The sequence below is a fragment of the Winogradskyella sp. SM1960 genome, assembly GCF_020179375.1.
GTDB classification, from domain to species: domain Bacteria; phylum Bacteroidota; class Bacteroidia; order Flavobacteriales; family Flavobacteriaceae; genus Winogradskyella; species Winogradskyella marina.
This window is the reverse complement of record NZ_JAICBG010000005.1, coordinates 125,298-144,708: the sequence shown is the minus strand read 5'-3', so window position 1 is coordinate 144,708 and position 19,411 is coordinate 125,298. Positions and strand designations below refer to the sequence as shown.

Here is a 19,411-nt window from a genome sequence, read left to right as displayed (position 1 = left end):
GAATTAAGGTGATTTTTTAATGTTATAGCAATATTGATATAACACTTTAAAGTGATCTTTCATTTTTTGTTTTGCCAATTTAGGATCTTGTTTCTTAATGGCATCGAAAATTAAATTATGCTCCTCTATACCTTGATGTGATAAACTTTTATCACAAACGTGGTATTTTTCAAAATTTGTAATAATTTCAGGCGTAATGATTAACATAAAATTATTTAGCGAACTATTTCCACTAGCTTTAGCTATAGCTAAGTGAAATAACAAATCTTCTTGAACTGCGTCTTCACCTTTTAATACCTTTTTTTCATAGGCATCTAAAGCTTCCTTTATCCGTTCTAAATCTTCATCCGTTCTTCTGAGGGACGCGAGTCTGACCGTTTTTAGTTCTAATAATATTCTAGTCTCAACTAAAGATTTAAAATTAGGATCCTCTAATTTTAGAATATCCTCTATCATTCCATTCATGGCAATCACACCAATATTAGCTACAAAAGTTCCACTTTGTGGAATAGATTCTAATAATCCGTAAAACTCTAATTTTTGAATAGCTCTTCTAACGTTACTTCTTGTGACTTCAAATTTTTCAGATAACATTCGCTCTGAAGGTAACTTATCACCAGGTTCGAGATTTTTTAAATTAATAAGCTCTCCTATTTTAGAAATAATCGTTTTTTGCGTCTCAATACTATCTATTTTTGTTGCTACTTCTAATTTCATATCTTAAACTTAAAATTGGTTAACCAGATTTAAAGCGCTAAAGTTATATAAATAATATACAAATACCAGTTTATATGAGACAAATATTAGTGCTTAAAGAATTCTACTTATACAACTAAATACCAATAGAATTCAATAAGCGACTAACTCAAATAAGCCTAATAATCCCTCAATTATAATTGACTTCTTTATATTTTAGAAAAACTTAATTCCTAGAGCTAATTTCTTTCTTTGTAAAACCAACTTGTCAATTTTGAACGACTCAAATAATCTACAAAGAAAGAAATCTATTATATATTAATATCCTGAATTCTGAGTAATAACTCCACGAGTAGCCAATACTTCTGAAACTGGCACAGGAAATAAATAGTAATCACTATTAATTGTTAATCCCATTTCAGCATCTACGGTTCCTGTTCTCACTAAATCAAACCATCTCTGTCCTTCGAAAGCTAACTCTAACCTTCTTTCATCTAAAATAGCTTGTCTTACTCCAGCCTGTGTCGTTTGTGTTCCTGTTAAACTATTTAAGCCAGCCCTTGTTCTAATATCGTCTAATAATGGCAATACTGTTGAAGCAGGAGCACCATTTTCATTTAATGTCTCTGCATATAATAATATAATATCTGCTAATCTTAATTCTATCCAATCGTGTTCAGCACCTAGGCCACCTTCTTTCGGAAATTTTGAAATGGTTAAAACTTCTTCTTCTGCAACAACGATTTCTTCTTCTGTAACAGGGTCAATACCTAATACTTCATTAGTCTTAATAATAGTTCTCCTTCTTAAATCACCACCATCTGGTCGTAAAGGATCTGAAGTAGGATTTGTAATCTCTCCTGCAACAGCTTCAAAAGCAGCAATTAAATCAGGATCAACAGGAAGGTCGGCTTTTGGATCATCTCCCACATACCAGTTCCAAAAATCGGTAGCTGGTGAATATTCATCTATAATAGAACTTGAAATTTGAGTAGCGAAAATAATTTCTGAATTTTCTACCTCATTTACAGCACCAAAAATCTCATTGTAATTAGCCTTTAAACTAATGCCTGCACCAGCAGCTCCGTTAACAACAGCTTCTAAATGTGGTTCTGCACTGATAAAATCACCCATAGTAACATAAACCTTACCTAATAAGCCTTGCGCAGCATATTTTGACGCTCTACCATCTACAATAGAAGCATCTAAAGCATCTATTGCATCCAATAGATCTGGTATAATAACATCATTGTACACCTCATTTGCAGGCGTTCTTACCAGGATAGACGTATCTTCAAGACTTGGTGAAGACGATAAGTTCACTGTAGTATCACCAAAAACCTGAACTAATTTAAAATAAGATAAAGCTCTTAAAAATTTTGCTTCTCCAATATGCGTTTCATTCGTGGAATTTTCGATAACAGAATTTGTACTTAAAATAGACTTATATAAAGCCGTATAAAAAGGGCCAAAAAATTGATCTTCCATGGCTGTTAGACCATTATCATATTCATCGAACTCTGTATATGGAGCTTCATCCATTACAGCGTTGTCTGCTCTAAACTCTCCCATTACTGCCATTGGAGTAACACTTCCCAATTGGTAATAATATGCTGCATTTAAAACACCTTCGTAATCAGTTAATGAATCGGAACTAGCGATATTAGGGGGCGATTGATCTAAATCCGTAGAACATGCTGTAATAAACAGTAATGAACCTAATAGTATATATATTTTTTTCATTTTTTTTTATTTAAAAATTAACATTTAAACCTAAAGTAAAACTTCTTACAATTGGACTAGCTCCAAATTGAGCACCATATGTTGTTGGTCCTAAATAATCGCTACCAGACGTTGCAATACCCTCTGGGTTATATGATGTATAATCATCTGCCCATATGTATAATAAGTTAGTTGCAGCAATATATGCTCTAACAGAGCTTAAGCCAATCTTACTTGTAAGATCATTTTTTAATGTATAACCTATAGTTATATTTCTCAAAGCGATAAAAGAAGCATCCTGAACTGTAGCATCTGTTTGATTTCTGTTTGGCACATAAAATTCGCCATTGTGATCAGCAATACCATCGTCATTAGCATCAAAACTATCCGCTAACAATCCTCCCCATTGAGAGCCGTAGTAAAGTGGATCTACATTATAAACTTCTGCACCATGTGACCCTTGAAATTGAAGTGACATATCGAAATCTTTATATTTCATATTATGCGACATTCCCCAGTAAAAATCGGGTGTGTTTTGTCCAATTTTAACTAAATCACCACCGTCAGCAACACTTCTAGTTGCATCAATAATACCATCGCCATTTTGATCTACAACATAAGACTCTCCAGACCGACCATTCGGATATCTTGTTCCATCTGCTACATATTCCATTTCAACCTCTCCTGTAGTTTCTAATCCCCACATTTCACCAATGCTACCACCGACATAATTTCTAAATACAGGACCTCTACCACTTATACCATAAATTACTTGAGGTAATTCATCTAAACCACCTAAATTAGTAATTTCCGTATCAACTGTAGATAAGTTACCACTCATGCTCCATGAAAAATTATCATTATTGATTAATCTGGCAACTAATTCAAATTCCCATCCTGAACTTCTAACATCACCAACATTTAGTATTGCAGATGGATTACCTAATACTTCAGACTGAGCTTGATTAATTAAAATATCTTCAATATCTGAAGTATAATAATCTATACCTAATGTAAATCGGTTGTTTAACACTCCAAAATCAACACCATAATTCGTCTCTGTGTTTGTTTGCCATGTTAAATTATCATTGGCACTATTTGACGGTATCAAGAATCCTGTTCCATAGATCGTTGCAGAAGGATCTAATAGACTTAAAGCATCATATGATCCTAAAAACGAAGTCGTTCCTAAAGACCCTGTGCTAAATCTTAATTTTAATCTGCTTAATGTATTATTATTTTCTAAAAAGGATTCATTATGCACATTCCATCCTAAAGAAACCGCCGGAAATGTGGCGTATTGCTCATTAGATCCGAAACGAGAATCACCATCTCTACGCACAGATGCTGATAGTAAGAAACGATCATCGTAAGCGTAGTTCACTCTTCCAAAAACACTCTCTCTTGCTCTTGTCTCATCTCTTTCTGTTACTGTTATATCAGCAGGATCAAACAAGTTATAATTAAGAACATTACTATCTGGAACATTAGCTCCATCTAAACGAGTTCCTATCAAAGTTGTCGTTTGAAATTCAACACCTGCTACTGCAGAGATATCATGTTTACCAATTTCTTTTGCGTAATTTAAAGTCGTTTCACTCAATACTGAAGAGACTTTAAGATCTGTTTGATCCATATAGGTTTGAGACGTTCTTGCTCTAGAATCAAAACCTAGTAATCTGTGTTCATAAAACTGAGTATCTCTAAGGTCACCACCTAAAACAGTCTTAACATTTAAACCATCTATAATCTCATATTGTAAATAAGAGCTTACATTACCAAAATATGTTTTTTCCCAACGCTCTGTATTGTCGAGCTTTGCGGCAGGACCTGCATCACCAGAACCACCAATACCATTGTTGCTTCTTCCATAATGCCAATCTTGCGATGCCATTCCTGGTTCTAAATCATAAATACTACTAGCCTCATAACCCGAACCTCTATAGCCAACGTCAAATGCATCTAATCCTAAGCTTTGAGCTTGAGCATCTAAGGCTTGAACAAATGCAATAGATTCTTCAGTATGATAGATAGGACTGTTTGGAGTTGATCTCAATAAATCTCTCATATCATGACCTAAAATATCTCTATCAGATGAATACCCATTAAAGCTTACTCCTGCTTTAAATTTTTCTCCTAATTTCGCATCTACGTTTAAACGTGCGTTCAATCTTTGAAATCCTTCAGTGATTATTACACCTGTCGCATCTTGATAACCAATTGAAGCAAAATAATTTACATCTTCTGAACCTCCACTCATGCTAAAATCGTGACTTGTAGCACTACCACTTCTGAAAAGCCAATCTTCTGGACTAATCGCTCCTGGTGCATTCTCTAAAGCACTTAATCTGTATTCTAAAAAAGCAGGATCAGTACTATTAACAGTACCAGGCCAATTCCCTGCAGCAATTTCTGATCTTGCAAATGCACCCCACTCATTAGACGATTTAAGAATATTATCACGGTATTTGCTAGAAACACTGGTGTACGCGTTATAGCTAAAAGTCGCCTTACCGGATTTTCCTTTTTTAGTGGTCACTAAGATAACACCATTTGCACCTCTAGAACCATAAATAGCAGCAGATGCCGCATCTTTCAATACCTCTAAACTTTCGATATCATTTGGGTTTACAGTTTCTAAACCACCTGAAATCGGATAGCCATCAACAACTATTAATGGATTTGACGCACTTGAAATAGATGAAGCTGCTCTTATTTGAATTTTTGGGGCAGCACCCGGTGATCCATCTTGGTTCTGAATTAAAACACCAGATAACTTACCTGCTAACGCTTCGTCTACACGAGCAACCTGAACAGCTGCAACATCCTCACCTCCGACACTCGATACCGATCCCGTAAGGTGTGATTTTTTACGTGTACCATACCCAACAACAACAACCTCTTCTAATGCACTAGTATCTTCAACTAATTGCACATTAATTGTTGTTTGAGAATCGATAATTATACTTTGAGTAACATATCCTACGTAAGAGAATTTTAAAACATCTCCCTTTTTGACTTGTAATTGATAATTACCGTCAAAATCTGTTGTTGCTCCTGTGGTTGTTTCTGCAACGATAATATTAGCGCCTGGAATAGGCATATTATCAGCAGCCGAAGTCACTACACCTGACACAGTGAAGCCATCTTGAGCAAAAATCATTACACTAAAGAGAAGCGCAACGACTGTAGTAAGTTTAACTTTTAAATTCATAATTCATTGTTTAGATTAATTTTATTAGTTATTGATTAGCCCCGTTGAATAGGCTTGGTTTAACACAATTAAATTTAGAGCTTTTATCGTGCTATCTTCTTGGTTAACCAAACTGGTTTACCAAATTGGTTTACCAAATATATACAAATATTTGTTAATTATAACGTTTTCGTAATTTTTATATGTTAAAATAGCAAATGTTTGAGGTAAAATAGCAAACAATATTTCCAGGTGTGGCTATTCTACCTCAAAACATCAGTTTCTAACAATTAATCATTGTAGTTGTTATTACTGAGACTATTTGTCTCCAAAATAAGATACTGCACCACCACTTAAGAAATCCTCCCTTACCGGACTAAATGTATCAATTAACATCCCTGCTTCTAGACAAACAGCACTATGTAATAAGTTAGGCTCAATATATACGCCATCACCCGCCTCCACAATTTTCTTTTCACCATCAATTTCAAATTCAAATTTACCCGACACACAATAGGTCGCTTGCGTATGAAAATGTTGATGTGGAGATCCTAATGCTCCTTTTTCGAATTTAACTTGTACCATCATAATCTGGTTATCGTAACCTAAGAACTTCCTAGATACTCCTCCTCCGAGCTCTTCCCATTCCATATCTTTTGTGATGACATACTTTTCACTAAATCGTTTCATAATTTTTATTTTATTTATTTTCAATTAATACAAAAGAGCCTTCCCAAGTAAACTCTTTTTGATCTACTACTAATTTATGTACTGTACTTTGCATTGCATCTCTATTCGCTGTAATAAATAGTTTTGTATTGTCCTTTACACTTGTAATTGCAATGACCGTGTAATCGTCTGTATCTAATAGTATTTTTACAGCTTTAATACTACTATTTGAATTTACCGCGGATTCTGTAACTGGACTGTAACTACCATGAGCCTCAATAGTTGACACGAACGTTGTATGCTTACTGTTTTTTCTTCTCAACAGTATTGCAGGTTCGCGTCTTAAGTTGAAGTCGGGGTCATTTGCCCCAATTCTTGTAAATAACAATTCGTCATTAGCACGTGTTACAGAGGTTAAAGTATAGAATTTATTATCATTCAACCAAGACAGTTTAGAATTATCGTTATTTCCACTAGCAATACCTTCCACAAATAAATGCTGATAACCGTTCTCAGTACCTAATGGTTTCAAAGTTTGTGGAGTTTTATATTCGAAATTTGTTTGTAACACTTGTCCTAAAAAGTAAAATGGCAAGTCATATTGATTGGCTTTATTTGAAGTTATCTTCATAATATCGAGCATGTATGGTTTTTCAAAATCTGCATCTTTAATAATTGCCATAGTACGAAGCATAGTCGTACCTGGATAGGCATTTTCTTCAATAGCGCTGACGACTTGGACATTTTTATTTTCAGAAGAAAAATAATGCAAATCAGAATGGTGTAAACTTCCTATATCATATTTACCTGTAAAATGCGATGTTTCATTTTGGGTTACGGTATTATGAGCTATAGTTTGTTTTGCCCAAGTCTTATTTTCTTTTAAATAATTACCTCCTCCTTTTTGCTCAATATTTACGAAACGCGCTAGACCATAATCTTGAATGACTTCCTCCCCTTTTTCATATAAGGAAAAAGACAGTTTATCGTAGTGTCCGTGGCTAGATCCTTGTGCGGCATATTTAAAAGCAAGTTCTAAATCTTCAGTCCTTAAAATACTAACCCCACCTTGTGTGCCATCTGGACCGTCAGACAAATTGATCGACTTTTTATTAAATGGCTCTTGAAATCCATTTTTAATGCCCAAAGCCACAGCCAAACCTGAATCATCTAACAAAACACGATCTTGTTCTTTTGCAATAGATAATAATTCGGGATTTTGCCCTCCAAAATGATACGAAATGTCTACAGCAGTAACTAACGCACTAGTATAATAAGACATCCCTTTTTGACCATCGTTAAGCGGAAAGAAATCGCCATCCGCATCGGATAGGTTTAATAAAGCATTTATGGATTTTAACAGGACACCTCCTTTGTAATTAAAAATACCTAACTCTGGTTTTACATGGTGAAGTGCCTCCGCAAAAATCAAAAACGGATACATAGCATACCGTTGATAATACGGCCCTTCATTATAATACCCATCTGGAGAAAAAGGCTCTTCTATATTTGCCAAAAATCCAGCTTTACCATCCTTATTAATATAACCACCGTCATCATCTTTAGCATTTCTGTCTAAATCCGCTCCGGGAATACCATATAAAGCACGCTGAATCAACTCATCGTCATCCATTACCAAACCAATCATACCAACAGCAGCATTTCCCCATGTACTATGGTTATGCACTCTGTTATAAAATTGTGGATTTTCGATTGAAATAAAATCTGCAAATGGTCGAAACAGATTGGTTTCTAATTTTGTACGCTCTGCTTTCGTTAAGTAATTATAGATACAGTCATAGGCCTGGCTTACATATACCAACCAGTTAGAATCATTTAAACACTGCCAGAACAGCTTACCTCTTGCATAAGATCTTGTTTTTGGATGCACAGGAAGTGTTTTATAAATCGCTTCATATTGCATCAACATATCTTTTACATACTTAGCATATTTTTCATCATCTAGAAGTTGATATAAAACACCTGCTTTTTGCAAAATCACCCAATTTTGTTTGTGTCTTACATGGGTATAACCGCCTGAATAATCTTTTGGAATTGGCACTTCTATTCCTGCCGCTATTTCAGCATCAACTTCAGCTTTGACTTTCGCTAAAGTTTTGTCAAAAATTGGAATACTCCCTAACTGCTCTCTTATATCTTCAACCCCTTGAGCGGTTAAAATAAGCTTGGGATGAATGACGTTTGAAACTATATTATCATTATTTACTATGTTCGCTGTGTTTTCAATTTGATACGAAAACACAGTGAACACATTTGTAATTAAAGCAAATATTAAAATTTTACTTTGAAGTCGTTTTCCCATTTGTTTTAATTAATAATTGGTTAACCAGATTGGTTTACCAATATACATGATTTTTGTATTTATCCAAAAAAAGTATAGACATTTAACACAAAACTATCCAAAATTAACCTTGGGAATAAATACTCCTAGCAGTAAGCACTTACATATTGTAAACGCCTCCGTTTATATCTAATGTTGCACCGGTTATAAACCCATCGTATTCAGACGCTAAATAGAGAACCGCTCTAGCTACATCGTCTGCATTTCCGGCACGCTGAATTGGTATGCCTGCTGTTGTAGCGGCAGCCGATTCCTTTGTTGTGTGCGTATTATGAAACGACGTACCCAGAATTAGTCCTGGTGCCACCGCGTTTACTCGAGTACCCTGACCTCCTAATTCAGTAGAGAGCGCTCTTGTAAATGTTAGGATTGCCCCTTTACTCGTAGAATACACTAGAGATCCTGGATGTCCACCTTTACGACCAGCTAAAGAAGCCAAATTCACAATACTACTATTACTATTTATAGCTAAATACGGAGCTGCTGCACGAGTTACTAACATCATAGAAGTTAAATTGATGTCCATTACCTTATGCCAAAAATCTGTCTCCATTTCATTTAGCATTTTACGCGCCACTAAAGAGCCTGCATTATTAATTAATATGTCTAAACCTCCCAACTTTGCTATAGTTTCGGAAACCAAAGCATTTGCGTCGGGTTCTATGGTTAAATCCCCTTTAACAGCAGCAGCTTTTAATCCTTTTTCGGTCGCATACTGTACCAATTCATTCGCGGTATCCGCACTAGAAAAATAGTGTATCACAACATTGGCACCACTATCTATAAAACGTCTCGTAATAGCTTCACCAATACCCTGAGCACCAGCGGTTATTAAAATGTTTTTACCTTTTAATTTATTATTTATCATAATAATCTTTAATTAATTTAATCGTTTTTAGAAAAATACCCCTCATTAGACACCGCAGTTTCACTTACGGATATACTTCCTGTTTTAAACCAAACCTCAGCATAGTTTCCGTCTGCATATTGTTTTTCAATATCACCATTATGAGTTTCAGCACCAGAACACCAATTTTTATTTACGTCGGGTGATTTTCCATTAGTTTGATTATAAGCACCTAACTTAAAAAAACAGCCCTCACCAGTATATGCCCCCTCGCGCTCTACTCCATCTTGTCCAAGAGGCACAAATAATTTTTGAGTTTGTTCAGGTATATCCGCCATTGTTGTGTATTCTGATTCTATTAAATTTTTTGTAAATGTTTTGGTTTCATGACCTTCACTCTTAAAATTCAAGGTCATAATTCCATCTTTTACCGCAACTTCATAACTAAACTCCTCACCTAAAGCGATACCATCTTTAGGTTCTTCAGGATACGTATTTTCTTCAGCTCCCACTACAGAAAAATCGTTACCCCAAACTGCCGTAGAATAATCCCATCTCCCCGAATTATCATCGCCTGCTGTATTGATTTCATAATGCCAAAAAACGGATCCTTTAGTATGACCAGGGAATTTTTTATAAAAAATCTTTAGAGGTTCATTTTCATGTTTGTCTGCACTATGAATTTGACCAACCACAACGGCATGTGAAGCAGCTACTCGAGCATCCCCAGTCGCTGAAACATTCATTACTTTTAAGGTTGCAGTTAATTTATCATCAGCTGTCTTAGGATACCATTTTTTCATTTGAGCCAATTCGGTTCTCGTATTATTCGATGTTCCATGCGTATCTCCGCCATTTGGTGACTTAAATACGACCCAATTCTCGTTACCTTCTTTTACAGTATAAAAGAAATCCTTGTTTTCAAAATTATTGGCAACACCTACATTAGAGCCATCACCTAAAATTAATTTCCAATCATCAAAAAATGGAATTACGTCACTAGCATATACCTTTTTTGCTACATTTTCTGTACTTGATTCTGTTGATTTCTTTGCGTCTTTTGTTTCGTTTTTACAGCTTTGCACAGCTAGAAATAAACAAACAACTAAAAACTTTGCTATAACTGAGTTGATTTTTTTATTCATTATTTTTTTATTTAGTTTCATTTTTTTTGATTTTAATTATTTGTTAGAAATAATCTAAAAGCGCTAATATGCCATTGTATGAAATCACTAATGAGAAGAATAAAGCTGCATACATTCCGATATAAACACCTAAGTTCGTTTTATACCCTTTCATTACTTGTTTATTGCTTAACATCAAAATAATTCCGAGTATTACTATGGGCAGTACAAAAACATTAAATACTTGTGATAAAATTTGAACTTCTATAGGATTTGCTCCAAATGCAGGACCGATTAAAGCGACCAAACATGCAATTGCCGTTATAATTCTAAACTGTCTCGAATTGGTATCTAATTCTCCAGATTGATAATCTGCTATTAACAATGGTGCAATTAACAAACAAGGAAATATAGAAGATAAACCTGCACTTAATGCTCCAAAAAAGAATATAGAAACGGCCCACTTACCTGCAACGGGTTCTAATGTATTTGCCATGTCTAAAACCTGAGTCACCTCTTTACCTTGATAAAATAAGGCTCCTGCTGCAACTGCCATAATAACCCCACTAATAATAAATATTAAAATCGCGGCGGTAATAGAATCTTTTTTCTGTTGGTCTAAATTTTTAATGGTCCAACCTTTTCCTTTCACAAATAATGGTCGTGATAAAAACGTTGCTGAAGCCATAGTTGTACCAACAAAGGCAGCCACTAACATTTTACCTCCAGGAACGTCTGGTATTGTTGGAATTAAACCTTTAACGACATCAATAGAAAGTGGTTGTACAAAACATAACGACAACAAAAAAGACAAGCCCATTAGGGTGACAAAAATGACCAGTATTTTTTCGAAAAAAGTATACTTCCCAACTAACATTAATAAATAAAAGGTAACTATAATTACAATCGCAATTAGTAATACAGTTTCGTATTTAAATGCACTTAACCCATCAAAATTCAATGCTAATATTTCAAAAATAATATTAGATGAAATCCCTAAGATTCCCATTAGCGAATTCCATTGTCCAAACGTGATGCCAATGATAATTGCTATAGCTAAAACTTTTCCAAATTTGAAGTGTTTTTTATAACCATAAAGCGCGGTTTCGCCCGTAATTAAGGCATAATTACCATAGGCAAACATTAAGACTCCAGAAAAAACACAACTGATTAAAAGCACCCATAGTAATTGCATATTAAACTTACTACCAGCAACAATCATGGCTGTTACACTCCCTGTACCGATAGTGTAACCGATTGCAAAGATACCAGGACCAAACCCCAAAATGATGGCAATGATTTTTTTAAGAAATGATTTATTTGGCGTGTTTGCTTCCATAATATTAGTCGTTAGTTAGTAGGTTGATCGTTTCTATATCCAATTAGTATGAAAACGTTTTCCGGAATCATCATCTAGTCGTTGATAGGTGTGTGCTCCAAAATAATCGCGCTGTGCCTGAATAATATTTGCAGACGCATATGGGGTAGTAATACCATTAAAAAATTGAAGTGCCTCACTTAGAGCAGGTGATACCAGATCATTAGTTACACATTCTGACACCACTTTTTTAGTCGCTTTTTTAGTTTGCTGAACGACTTTTATGACATCTGTATTGGTTAATATATTAGTGGTGCTTTTAAAAACTTCTACTAAATCCGTCATTAATGTAGATCTAATAATGCATCCGTTTGTCCAGGTTCTAGCAATCTCGCTTAGATTTAAATTCCATGAGAATTTATCAGATGCTTCCGCTATAAGTTTAAAACCTTGATAGTGATTAATAATTCTAGCAAATTGATAAGCTTCTAAAAGCTCAGTTGTAGTAAGATGTAATTCCGAAGGATCTCCTTTATCAAAACCCTTACTTAATTGGATTCGTTCATCCTTATAAAAAGAAATATACCTCGAAAATAAAGCCGAAGAAATTAAAGTACTGGGCACACCAAGCTCGGCTGAAGCAATGGTTGTCCAATTCCCTGTACCTTTATTACCAGCTTTGTCTAAAATTTTATTCACTAACCAATCGTCACCTTCTTTTTTTCTAAAAATATCCGTAGTTATTTCTAACAAATAACTATTGGCAGTAGCTTTCCAACGCTCTAAGGTGTTAGCTATAGCATCTGGATTTTGACCTAAAGCTTTTAAAATAGTAGCGACCTCAGCTAATAATTGCATTTCTACATATTCTACACCATTGTGCACCATTTTTATAAAATGACCACTGCCTTCTGGACCGACATAAGTACAGCACGGTAAGTTATTTTGATCTTTCGCCGCAATTTTCTCAAGAAAGGGCTGTATATATTTATAAGCTTCTGCGTCGCCACTTGGCATAATAGATGGGCCTTTTAAGGCTCCTTCTTCTCCACCAGACACACCAGCACCAATAAAATGTATACCGTTAGATTTTAAATAATCACAACGTTCTTTTGTTTTAACATAATTAGAATTCCCTCCATCTATAAGAATATCGTTCCCTGATAAATGCGGTAATAAATCTTCAATTACATGATCTATTGTTTTTCCTGCATTGACCATTAACATAATCTTTCTGGGCGTCTGTAAGGAGTTTACAAAAGCTGAAATATCATCAAAGGCTTCAGCTTTAGATAAATCTGAATATTGTGCTTTAAAGTCTTTGGCAACATTTTCCTCCACACCTGCAACATGCCTGTTAAACATGGAAATTTTAAATCCATTCCGAGCTAAATTTCGACATAGGCTTTTTCCCATAACACCTAAACCAAATAATCCAAATTCTGATTTATCCATTAAATTTTCCTTTAAAGTTTTTATAATATCTTTTGGCGTTAAACTAATATCTATTTCAATGGCGTCTTTAGGTTTTTCTAAAGTATCAAACTGTGATTGTAATAAGCCTGACGGCATATAGTGATTAGATCTTTTATTCACTCTATTATAAATTTGATTAAAAGACCCATTTAAAAAGACCCATTTAGTGGCAGCTTCAATACCCAAACTCAACGTATTTCGATAGGCTTCTTTTAACGCAGAACACACTATTACACAATTACTTTTAGCCACTTGTGTTTTAGCTAATTCATTTAATGTTTCTAACCAACCCTGTCTATCAGCATCTGTTAAAGGCTGGCCGTTAGACATCTTTTTTATATTAGCCTTTGAATGAAAATCGTCTCCGTCAAAAAAAGGAATTTCTAATTCTTGCGCTAATCGTTTTCCTATGGTGCTTTTTCCACAACCTGAAACTCCCATAACGAAGATTACTTTATTTATACTATCTCTAAGATTTTTCAAGGGAAACAAACTTTTTTAGATTTGTTTAATTATTAGGGTCAGTTCCTTCTCCCACTGTAGCTTCTTTAAACCACACCTCTGTATAACTTCCGTTTGCATATTGCTTTGCAATGTCGCCACCATATGTTTCTGATCCTGTGCTCCAAACCATATTGTCTTCAGGGTTCTTTCCGTTTGTTTGGTTATAAGCCCCTTGTTTAAAGTAATTTATTTCTCCTGCATAGGCATTTTCTCGCTCAACCCCATCGCGACCAATAGAAGCATATAATGACCATATTTGATCTGGAATAGCTTCTTTTGTAGTGAATTCTGATTCTAGCAAACTCTTGGTAAACGTCTTAGTATCGTGACCATCACTGGTAAACGTAAGGTACATGATACCCTGATAAACATTTATCTCATAGCTAAACTCCTCACCTAAGGCAATACCGTCTTCTGGTTCTAATGGGTATTCATCCGCACTCGCTCCTACAACAGACATATCATCACCCCAAACCGCCGTAGATAAATCCCATCTGCCCGAATTATCATCACCTGCCGTATTTATTTCATAGTTCCAAAATACTGAGCCTTTTGTGTGACCTGGGAATTTTTTATAAAAGATCTTTAAAGGCTCGTTTTCATGGCCTTCATCACTATGAATTTGACCAACCACTACAGAATATGAAGCCGCAACTCTTGCATCACCAGAGGTGGAAACATGTTGCACTTTTAATGTTCCTGTTAGTTTACCTCCAACTTCTGGAATCCAATGTTTTGTTTGTCCTAATTCTGTTCTTGTATTGCTCGATGTTCTTGAAGTGACACCCGAGTTTGGCGTTTTATAAACTACCCAGTCTACATCATTTTCATTTTCCACATAGAAAAAATCTTTTTTCTTGTAATTAACTAGGTCGCTAACACTTGTGCCATCGCCTAAAAGAATTTTCCATTCGTCCATAAACGGAATAACATCACTCGGATATTTTGTAGCGGACTCATTCTCTGTAGTGACTTCACTTATAGTTTCTGAATTGGGATCAGTGTTGTTTTTGCAAGCAACAATTGCTAAAAATGATAATAATGTAAGTGCTAATTTTTTCATGTAGTTAATTTTATATTGACAGATTTGGTTGTGCTCGAATGACCTTAATACATTAATTTCATTTCTAAATTTTCTTCCGTCTTAATTTGTCCTGAATTAATTAAAGTGTTTTCTGATTCCACATTATTTTTTGCGCCCCATAAAATAGAAACAAATTGAACAGGGTTATTGACGAAGGTGTTTCCTGTAATTTTTACATTTACAATACCATTATGATTAAGAAGTCTTTTGTTTTCTTCTTTTGCTCCACAATTGGTGAATGTACTATTAGAAACCAAAAGGTTTCCACCAATTGTAGACTCATCATATCCACCTCTGTAATAATCTATTACGTTTTTATGAACGTTTAAAAATTTACAATCAATAATATTTAAATATTCGGTATTATAATCACCACGATCATTGGTTTCTTCAGATAGTTCTATACCGTTTTCACAATTTGAAATGGCTGTATTCATAAAGGTAATTTCCTCGGAATAAGACTGTTTGTAGACTTTTAAAGCATAATTAAAATTACTTATTTCAGAATCTATGACTTCTAGCCCAAAATGGTTAGACATGTTTTCTTTTAAACTTGCAAACGCATATTGAGTATCTGTTCCTTTTAATTTGATGTTTTTTAAGGTTAATTTCCCATACGGATGCAATTCTAATGCTGCTGTTTCTGCCAACCCAGTATATAAAATTTCTGAGTTACCATTAGATTGAATTGTTATTGATTTATTTATAATCAACGATTTTGAAAGTTGATAAGATCCGTCGTTTAATTGAATAACATCTCCACTTTCCGCAGCCTGTAGTTTGGTCTTTAATTCCTCAGCATTTGCTACTGTATGCGTTTTTGTTTCTTTCGCTTCTACATCATTTGAAAACCAATCCGCACCATATTTTGTTTTATCTAGCAGATCTATCGCATAGGTATCTGTGTTTAATATCGCTCCTATTTGATTTGAATCACCTCTAGATTCACCTAATAAATCTTTTGTAATATCCTCAAAGCCAAAACCATTATAAACCTCAACATCATTAAAACCAGTGACTGGAACAGCAATATCAGAACCTAAATCAGTTAATGTTAATTCTTTAGAAATTAAACCATGACTATTTGCTATACTAACTCCATTGTTATCAATAATATTACTTTGAAAGGTGACACCATCGGCTTTGTCATGTTCAATAATTGGACTTGGGTCGCCAACAGAATTATAAAGCACATTGTTTACCACTTCAATTCTCAATGGTCTCGCTGAACGAATTTCAGATTTAGGTAATACATCAGCCTGAGAAATATTAGTCCCAACACCAAATTGAAAAGGCGCATCTGAATCTACAAACGTATTGTAAGCAACAACCACATCGGTAACTTGATTATATCTGTTTAAAGGCGATTTTGGAATACCGTTCATTATCGCAATCGGACTTCTAAAATTTTTTCCTTTTATTTTATAGAACAAGTTATTTGTAATCCAATGACCAGTATTTACAACTCTAATGCCTCCATATTGTTCATTCACTCCATCACCTATAAAATAATTACCATCTACAGTGACATAATTTCCGTGTCTGGTTACAACAGAGCCTTCACTTTTATAGAATACATTATTTCTAATTTCATTATAATTTGTTTTACTCGAAATAATTTCAACTTCACCATTACATTCTTCAAATAAATTATTAGCTATTATGCTATTACCTGGTGACATGGATGAAAAACTACCTCCCAACTGAATGGTTTCTCCTCGAGCACCACCTTTTCTAGGTCTTGGACCAAAATGATTATTTATAATTTGATGGTAATTTCTTATACTTTGATTTCCTCTTATATCAACTCTTAAGGTTGGTCCGCCGTTGGTTTTACCGGCGAGGTAATTATTACTAAACTCATTATATCTTCCAAAAAGCTGAACCCAATTATCATCTTTATCTCTAACGAGCTGATTATAATCGAGTATAACGCAATTTGTAACTTTAGAGTGGTTTGCCACGTTTTTTTCACTCGCTCTAAATGCGATAACGTTACGTGTTGGTGTATAACCATTTCTAAAAAATAAGCCACTAACTTCTAAATAATTACCACTAATTTCTAAATTAGAAACACCCTCTATAAATACTTTTCCAGGTGTTTCTGCTTTTAAAGTAATTGGTTTTTTTTCAGTGCCTTCGCCAGTGAATTTAATCTCTAAATCTTTATAAACCCCATTTTTTAAAACAATGTTGTCACCTGGCTCTGCGTTTTTAATGGCTTCCGATAATTCTGAAGCATTTGAAATTAATAGACTTGATTCTGTATTAGAATTTATGTGTTCTCCACAAGAAAAAAACAGTAGTAATAAGCCGAAAGTTAATAGATATTTCTTCATATAATAGTTGATTATATTCAATTAGTGTACACTTTATAGATGGCCAAAACTCACCTTTCTTAAAAGATTTTTTCAATTGGTTTACCAATCTGGTTAACCAAAAGTAGTATAAATTTTAAGACTACAAAAAGTTATTGGGTTAATTTTGTATACAATTAGGTTAATAAACTAAATAAATATTCTAAAAAACGTGACATTTATAAGGTTTCTTCGTTTTTGAATCAAACTAACAACAGGCAATAAATTAAACTTTCAAGCATTACCAGCTTCGATTTAACTTTTTATTATTATTTTATGTTTTTAAAAAGCAGCAATGAAAAATATTTACTTTTTTACGTTATTATTTGTGTCGTTATTATTGAGTGCCCAGAACAATTATGAGATTACTGTTCCTGAAGGACGCTATCAAATTGATACTACAAACGAACTTATTATTTGTAAAATAGATATTACTCAGTTCCCTGATTTTTCGAGTTATGATGCTGTGATTTTGTCTTTGGATACGGATTACGAATTCACTGTAAAACCGAACACAATAAGCCATCAAGAATCCTATACTGTTGAACATAATGATGTACAGTACGCATTGTTTTTTAGTGTGTTTCCAATAATATCGATCAATACTGAATTGGAAATTATTGATGAACCTAAAAGACTTGCAACGTTTGTGTATGCGGATTTAGAAGACATTAAAACTGCACAAATGGGTATTGAGCTTCGCGGAGCAACCTCTCAAACCTATCCAAAAAAAACCTATGATTTAGAATTTTGGGAAGACCCAAATGGTGACGAAAACATTGATATGCAGTTTGGAAATTTACGCGAAGATGACGACTGGGTTTTAGATGCAATTTATAATGAACCACTTCGATTAAGGGCTTTTTCGTCTCATCAGCTTTGGTTAGATATTCATACACCATATTATTTAGACCAAGAAGAAGATGCAAAATCTGGAGCAAATGTTATGTATGTAGATGTGTTTTTAAATAATGAATACAATGGTGTATATATGCTTTCTGAACAAGTAGATAGAAAGCAATTAAAATTAAAGAAATACAATAATGACATTCGAGGTGAGCTTTACAAAGGTGATTCTTGGACGTCTGGTAATGCAAGATTTAATGAGCTTCTAGATTATGATAATACAAGTGATATTTGGGGTGATTATGAGTTAAAGCTTCCCGATCCAGATGATGCTATAGATTGGGAAAATCTCTATGACTTTACCGACTTTGTTATCAATTCAAACCTTCAAGATTTTAGAGATGAAATTGGCGAAAAATTAAAACTTGAAAATGCTTTTGATTATTTTATTTTTCTAAACCTTCTTCGTGCTACAGACAATACCGGGAAAAATTTATATACGGCAAAATATAATCAGGATGAACCCTATTTCTTTGCACCATGGGATTTAGATGGTGTCTTTGGCACAAATTGGTTTGGAAATAATGACAATATAACCGATGATATTTTATCGAACGGTCTGTTTAATAGGTTAATTCACCTCACACCAGATGAAGCAATGGGTAATATGATTGCAGAACGTTGGTTTGAACTTAGATTAGGAGTGCTAAGCACTGAAGCCTTAAACTCTAGACTAACCGGAAATTATAACTTATTAAAGGATAATTTGGTCTACGCAAGAGAGCGTTTAATTTGGCAAAACTATGACTATGATGAAGCCTCAAAAACATATATGGATAATTGGTTACTCAACCGTTTAGATTATTTAGACATCTATTTTGATAACCTTTTAAGTGTTGAAACTTTTGAAAATGATATAACTTCTATTAACGTTTATCCGAACCCAACGACAGACTTTATTTATATTAATAGCAATATCACTGACATTACCACTTACACTATTACTAATATACATGGCTCTGTAATGGCAAAAGGAAACTTTGATCCTGCCAATAATACTATAACCATAAAAGGCTTCGCTAGAGGTATTTATTTTCTAAATCTTTATAATCAGGTTAAAAAAATTATTGTGAAATGAATTTAGTATTTTGAAGTTTAGCTCTAAACTATTCCTAACGTATGATTACAAATTTTTGATATCTACTGTAACCAA

At 34.1% G+C, this 19,411-nt stretch carries 12 protein-coding genes; 1 reads left to right on the top strand and 11 read right to left on the bottom strand.

What is annotated here, in order from left to right; genetic code table 11:
* Positions 1–3: 3 nt before the first annotated feature.
* The 11 genes from K1X16_RS13015 to K1X16_RS12965 form a co-directional block, all read right to left on the bottom strand.
* Positions 4–717 carry a FadR/GntR family transcriptional regulator gene (locus tag K1X16_RS13015; RefSeq protein WP_195871076.1) on the bottom strand — a complete coding sequence of 238 codons (714 nt, stop codon included), beginning with the start codon at positions 715–717 and terminating at the stop codon, positions 4–6.
* A gap of 297 nt (positions 718–1,014) precedes the next feature.
* Positions 1,015–2,439: a RagB/SusD family nutrient uptake outer membrane protein gene (locus K1X16_RS13010; RefSeq protein WP_225036719.1), complete on the bottom strand. Its 1,425-nt coding sequence runs from the start codon at positions 2,437–2,439 to the stop codon at positions 1,015–1,017.
* Positions 2,440–2,449: 10 nt separating this feature from the next.
* Positions 2,450–5,632, bottom strand: coding sequence for a SusC/RagA family TonB-linked outer membrane protein (locus tag K1X16_RS13005; protein WP_225036718.1), 3,183 nt, complete (start codon positions 5,630–5,632; stop codon positions 2,450–2,452).
* Between the two features lie 297 nt (positions 5,633–5,929).
* Positions 5,930–6,301 carry a cupin domain-containing protein gene (locus K1X16_RS13000; RefSeq protein WP_195871073.1) on the bottom strand — a complete coding sequence of 124 codons (372 nt, stop codon included), beginning with the start codon at positions 6,299–6,301 and terminating at the stop codon, positions 5,930–5,932.
* Between the two features lie 10 nt (positions 6,302–6,311).
* Positions 6,312–8,603 (bottom strand): alginate lyase family protein, encoded by a 2,292-nt coding sequence (locus K1X16_RS12995; RefSeq protein WP_225036717.1) that lies wholly within the window; start codon positions 8,601–8,603, stop codon positions 6,312–6,314.
* A gap of 139 nt (positions 8,604–8,742) precedes the next feature.
* Positions 8,743–9,510: an SDR family NAD(P)-dependent oxidoreductase gene (locus tag K1X16_RS12990; RefSeq protein WP_225036716.1), complete on the bottom strand. Its 768-nt coding sequence runs from the start codon at positions 9,508–9,510 to the stop codon at positions 8,743–8,745.
* Between the two features lie 17 nt (positions 9,511–9,527).
* Positions 9,528–10,634: a polysaccharide lyase family 7 protein gene (locus tag K1X16_RS12985; RefSeq protein WP_410530020.1), complete on the bottom strand. Its 1,107-nt coding sequence runs from the start codon at positions 10,632–10,634 to the stop codon at positions 9,528–9,530.
* A 43-nt stretch (positions 10,635–10,677) separates the two neighbouring features.
* Positions 10,678–11,952: an Nramp family divalent metal transporter gene (locus K1X16_RS12980; protein WP_225036714.1), complete on the bottom strand. Its 1,275-nt coding sequence runs from the start codon at positions 11,950–11,952 to the stop codon at positions 10,678–10,680.
* 33 nt (positions 11,953–11,985) lie between these two features.
* Positions 11,986–13,890: an NADP-dependent phosphogluconate dehydrogenase gene (gene gndA / locus K1X16_RS12975; RefSeq protein ID WP_225036713.1), complete on the bottom strand. Its 1,905-nt coding sequence runs from the start codon at positions 13,888–13,890 to the stop codon at positions 11,986–11,988.
* Positions 13,891–13,915: 25 nt separating this feature from the next.
* Positions 13,916–14,974, bottom strand: a complete 1,059-nt coding sequence (locus K1X16_RS12970) for a polysaccharide lyase family 7 protein (protein ID WP_225036712.1) — start codon at positions 14,972–14,974, stop codon at positions 13,916–13,918.
* 44 nt (positions 14,975–15,018) lie between these two features.
* The gene (locus tag K1X16_RS12965) at positions 15,019–17,334 is read right to left on the bottom strand and encodes a chondroitinase-B domain-containing protein (RefSeq protein WP_225036711.1); all 2,316 of its coding nucleotides are present in this window, start codon (positions 17,332–17,334) and stop codon (positions 15,019–15,021) included.
* Positions 17,335–17,647: 313 nt separating this feature from the next.
* On the opposite strand from K1X16_RS12965, the gene K1X16_RS12960 reads away from it, so the two are divergent.
* On the top strand, positions 17,648–19,336 hold the full coding sequence (locus K1X16_RS12960) for a CotH kinase family protein (RefSeq protein ID WP_225036710.1): 1,689 nt from the start codon (positions 17,648–17,650) through the stop codon (positions 19,334–19,336).
* Positions 19,337–19,411: the final 75 nt, after the last annotated feature.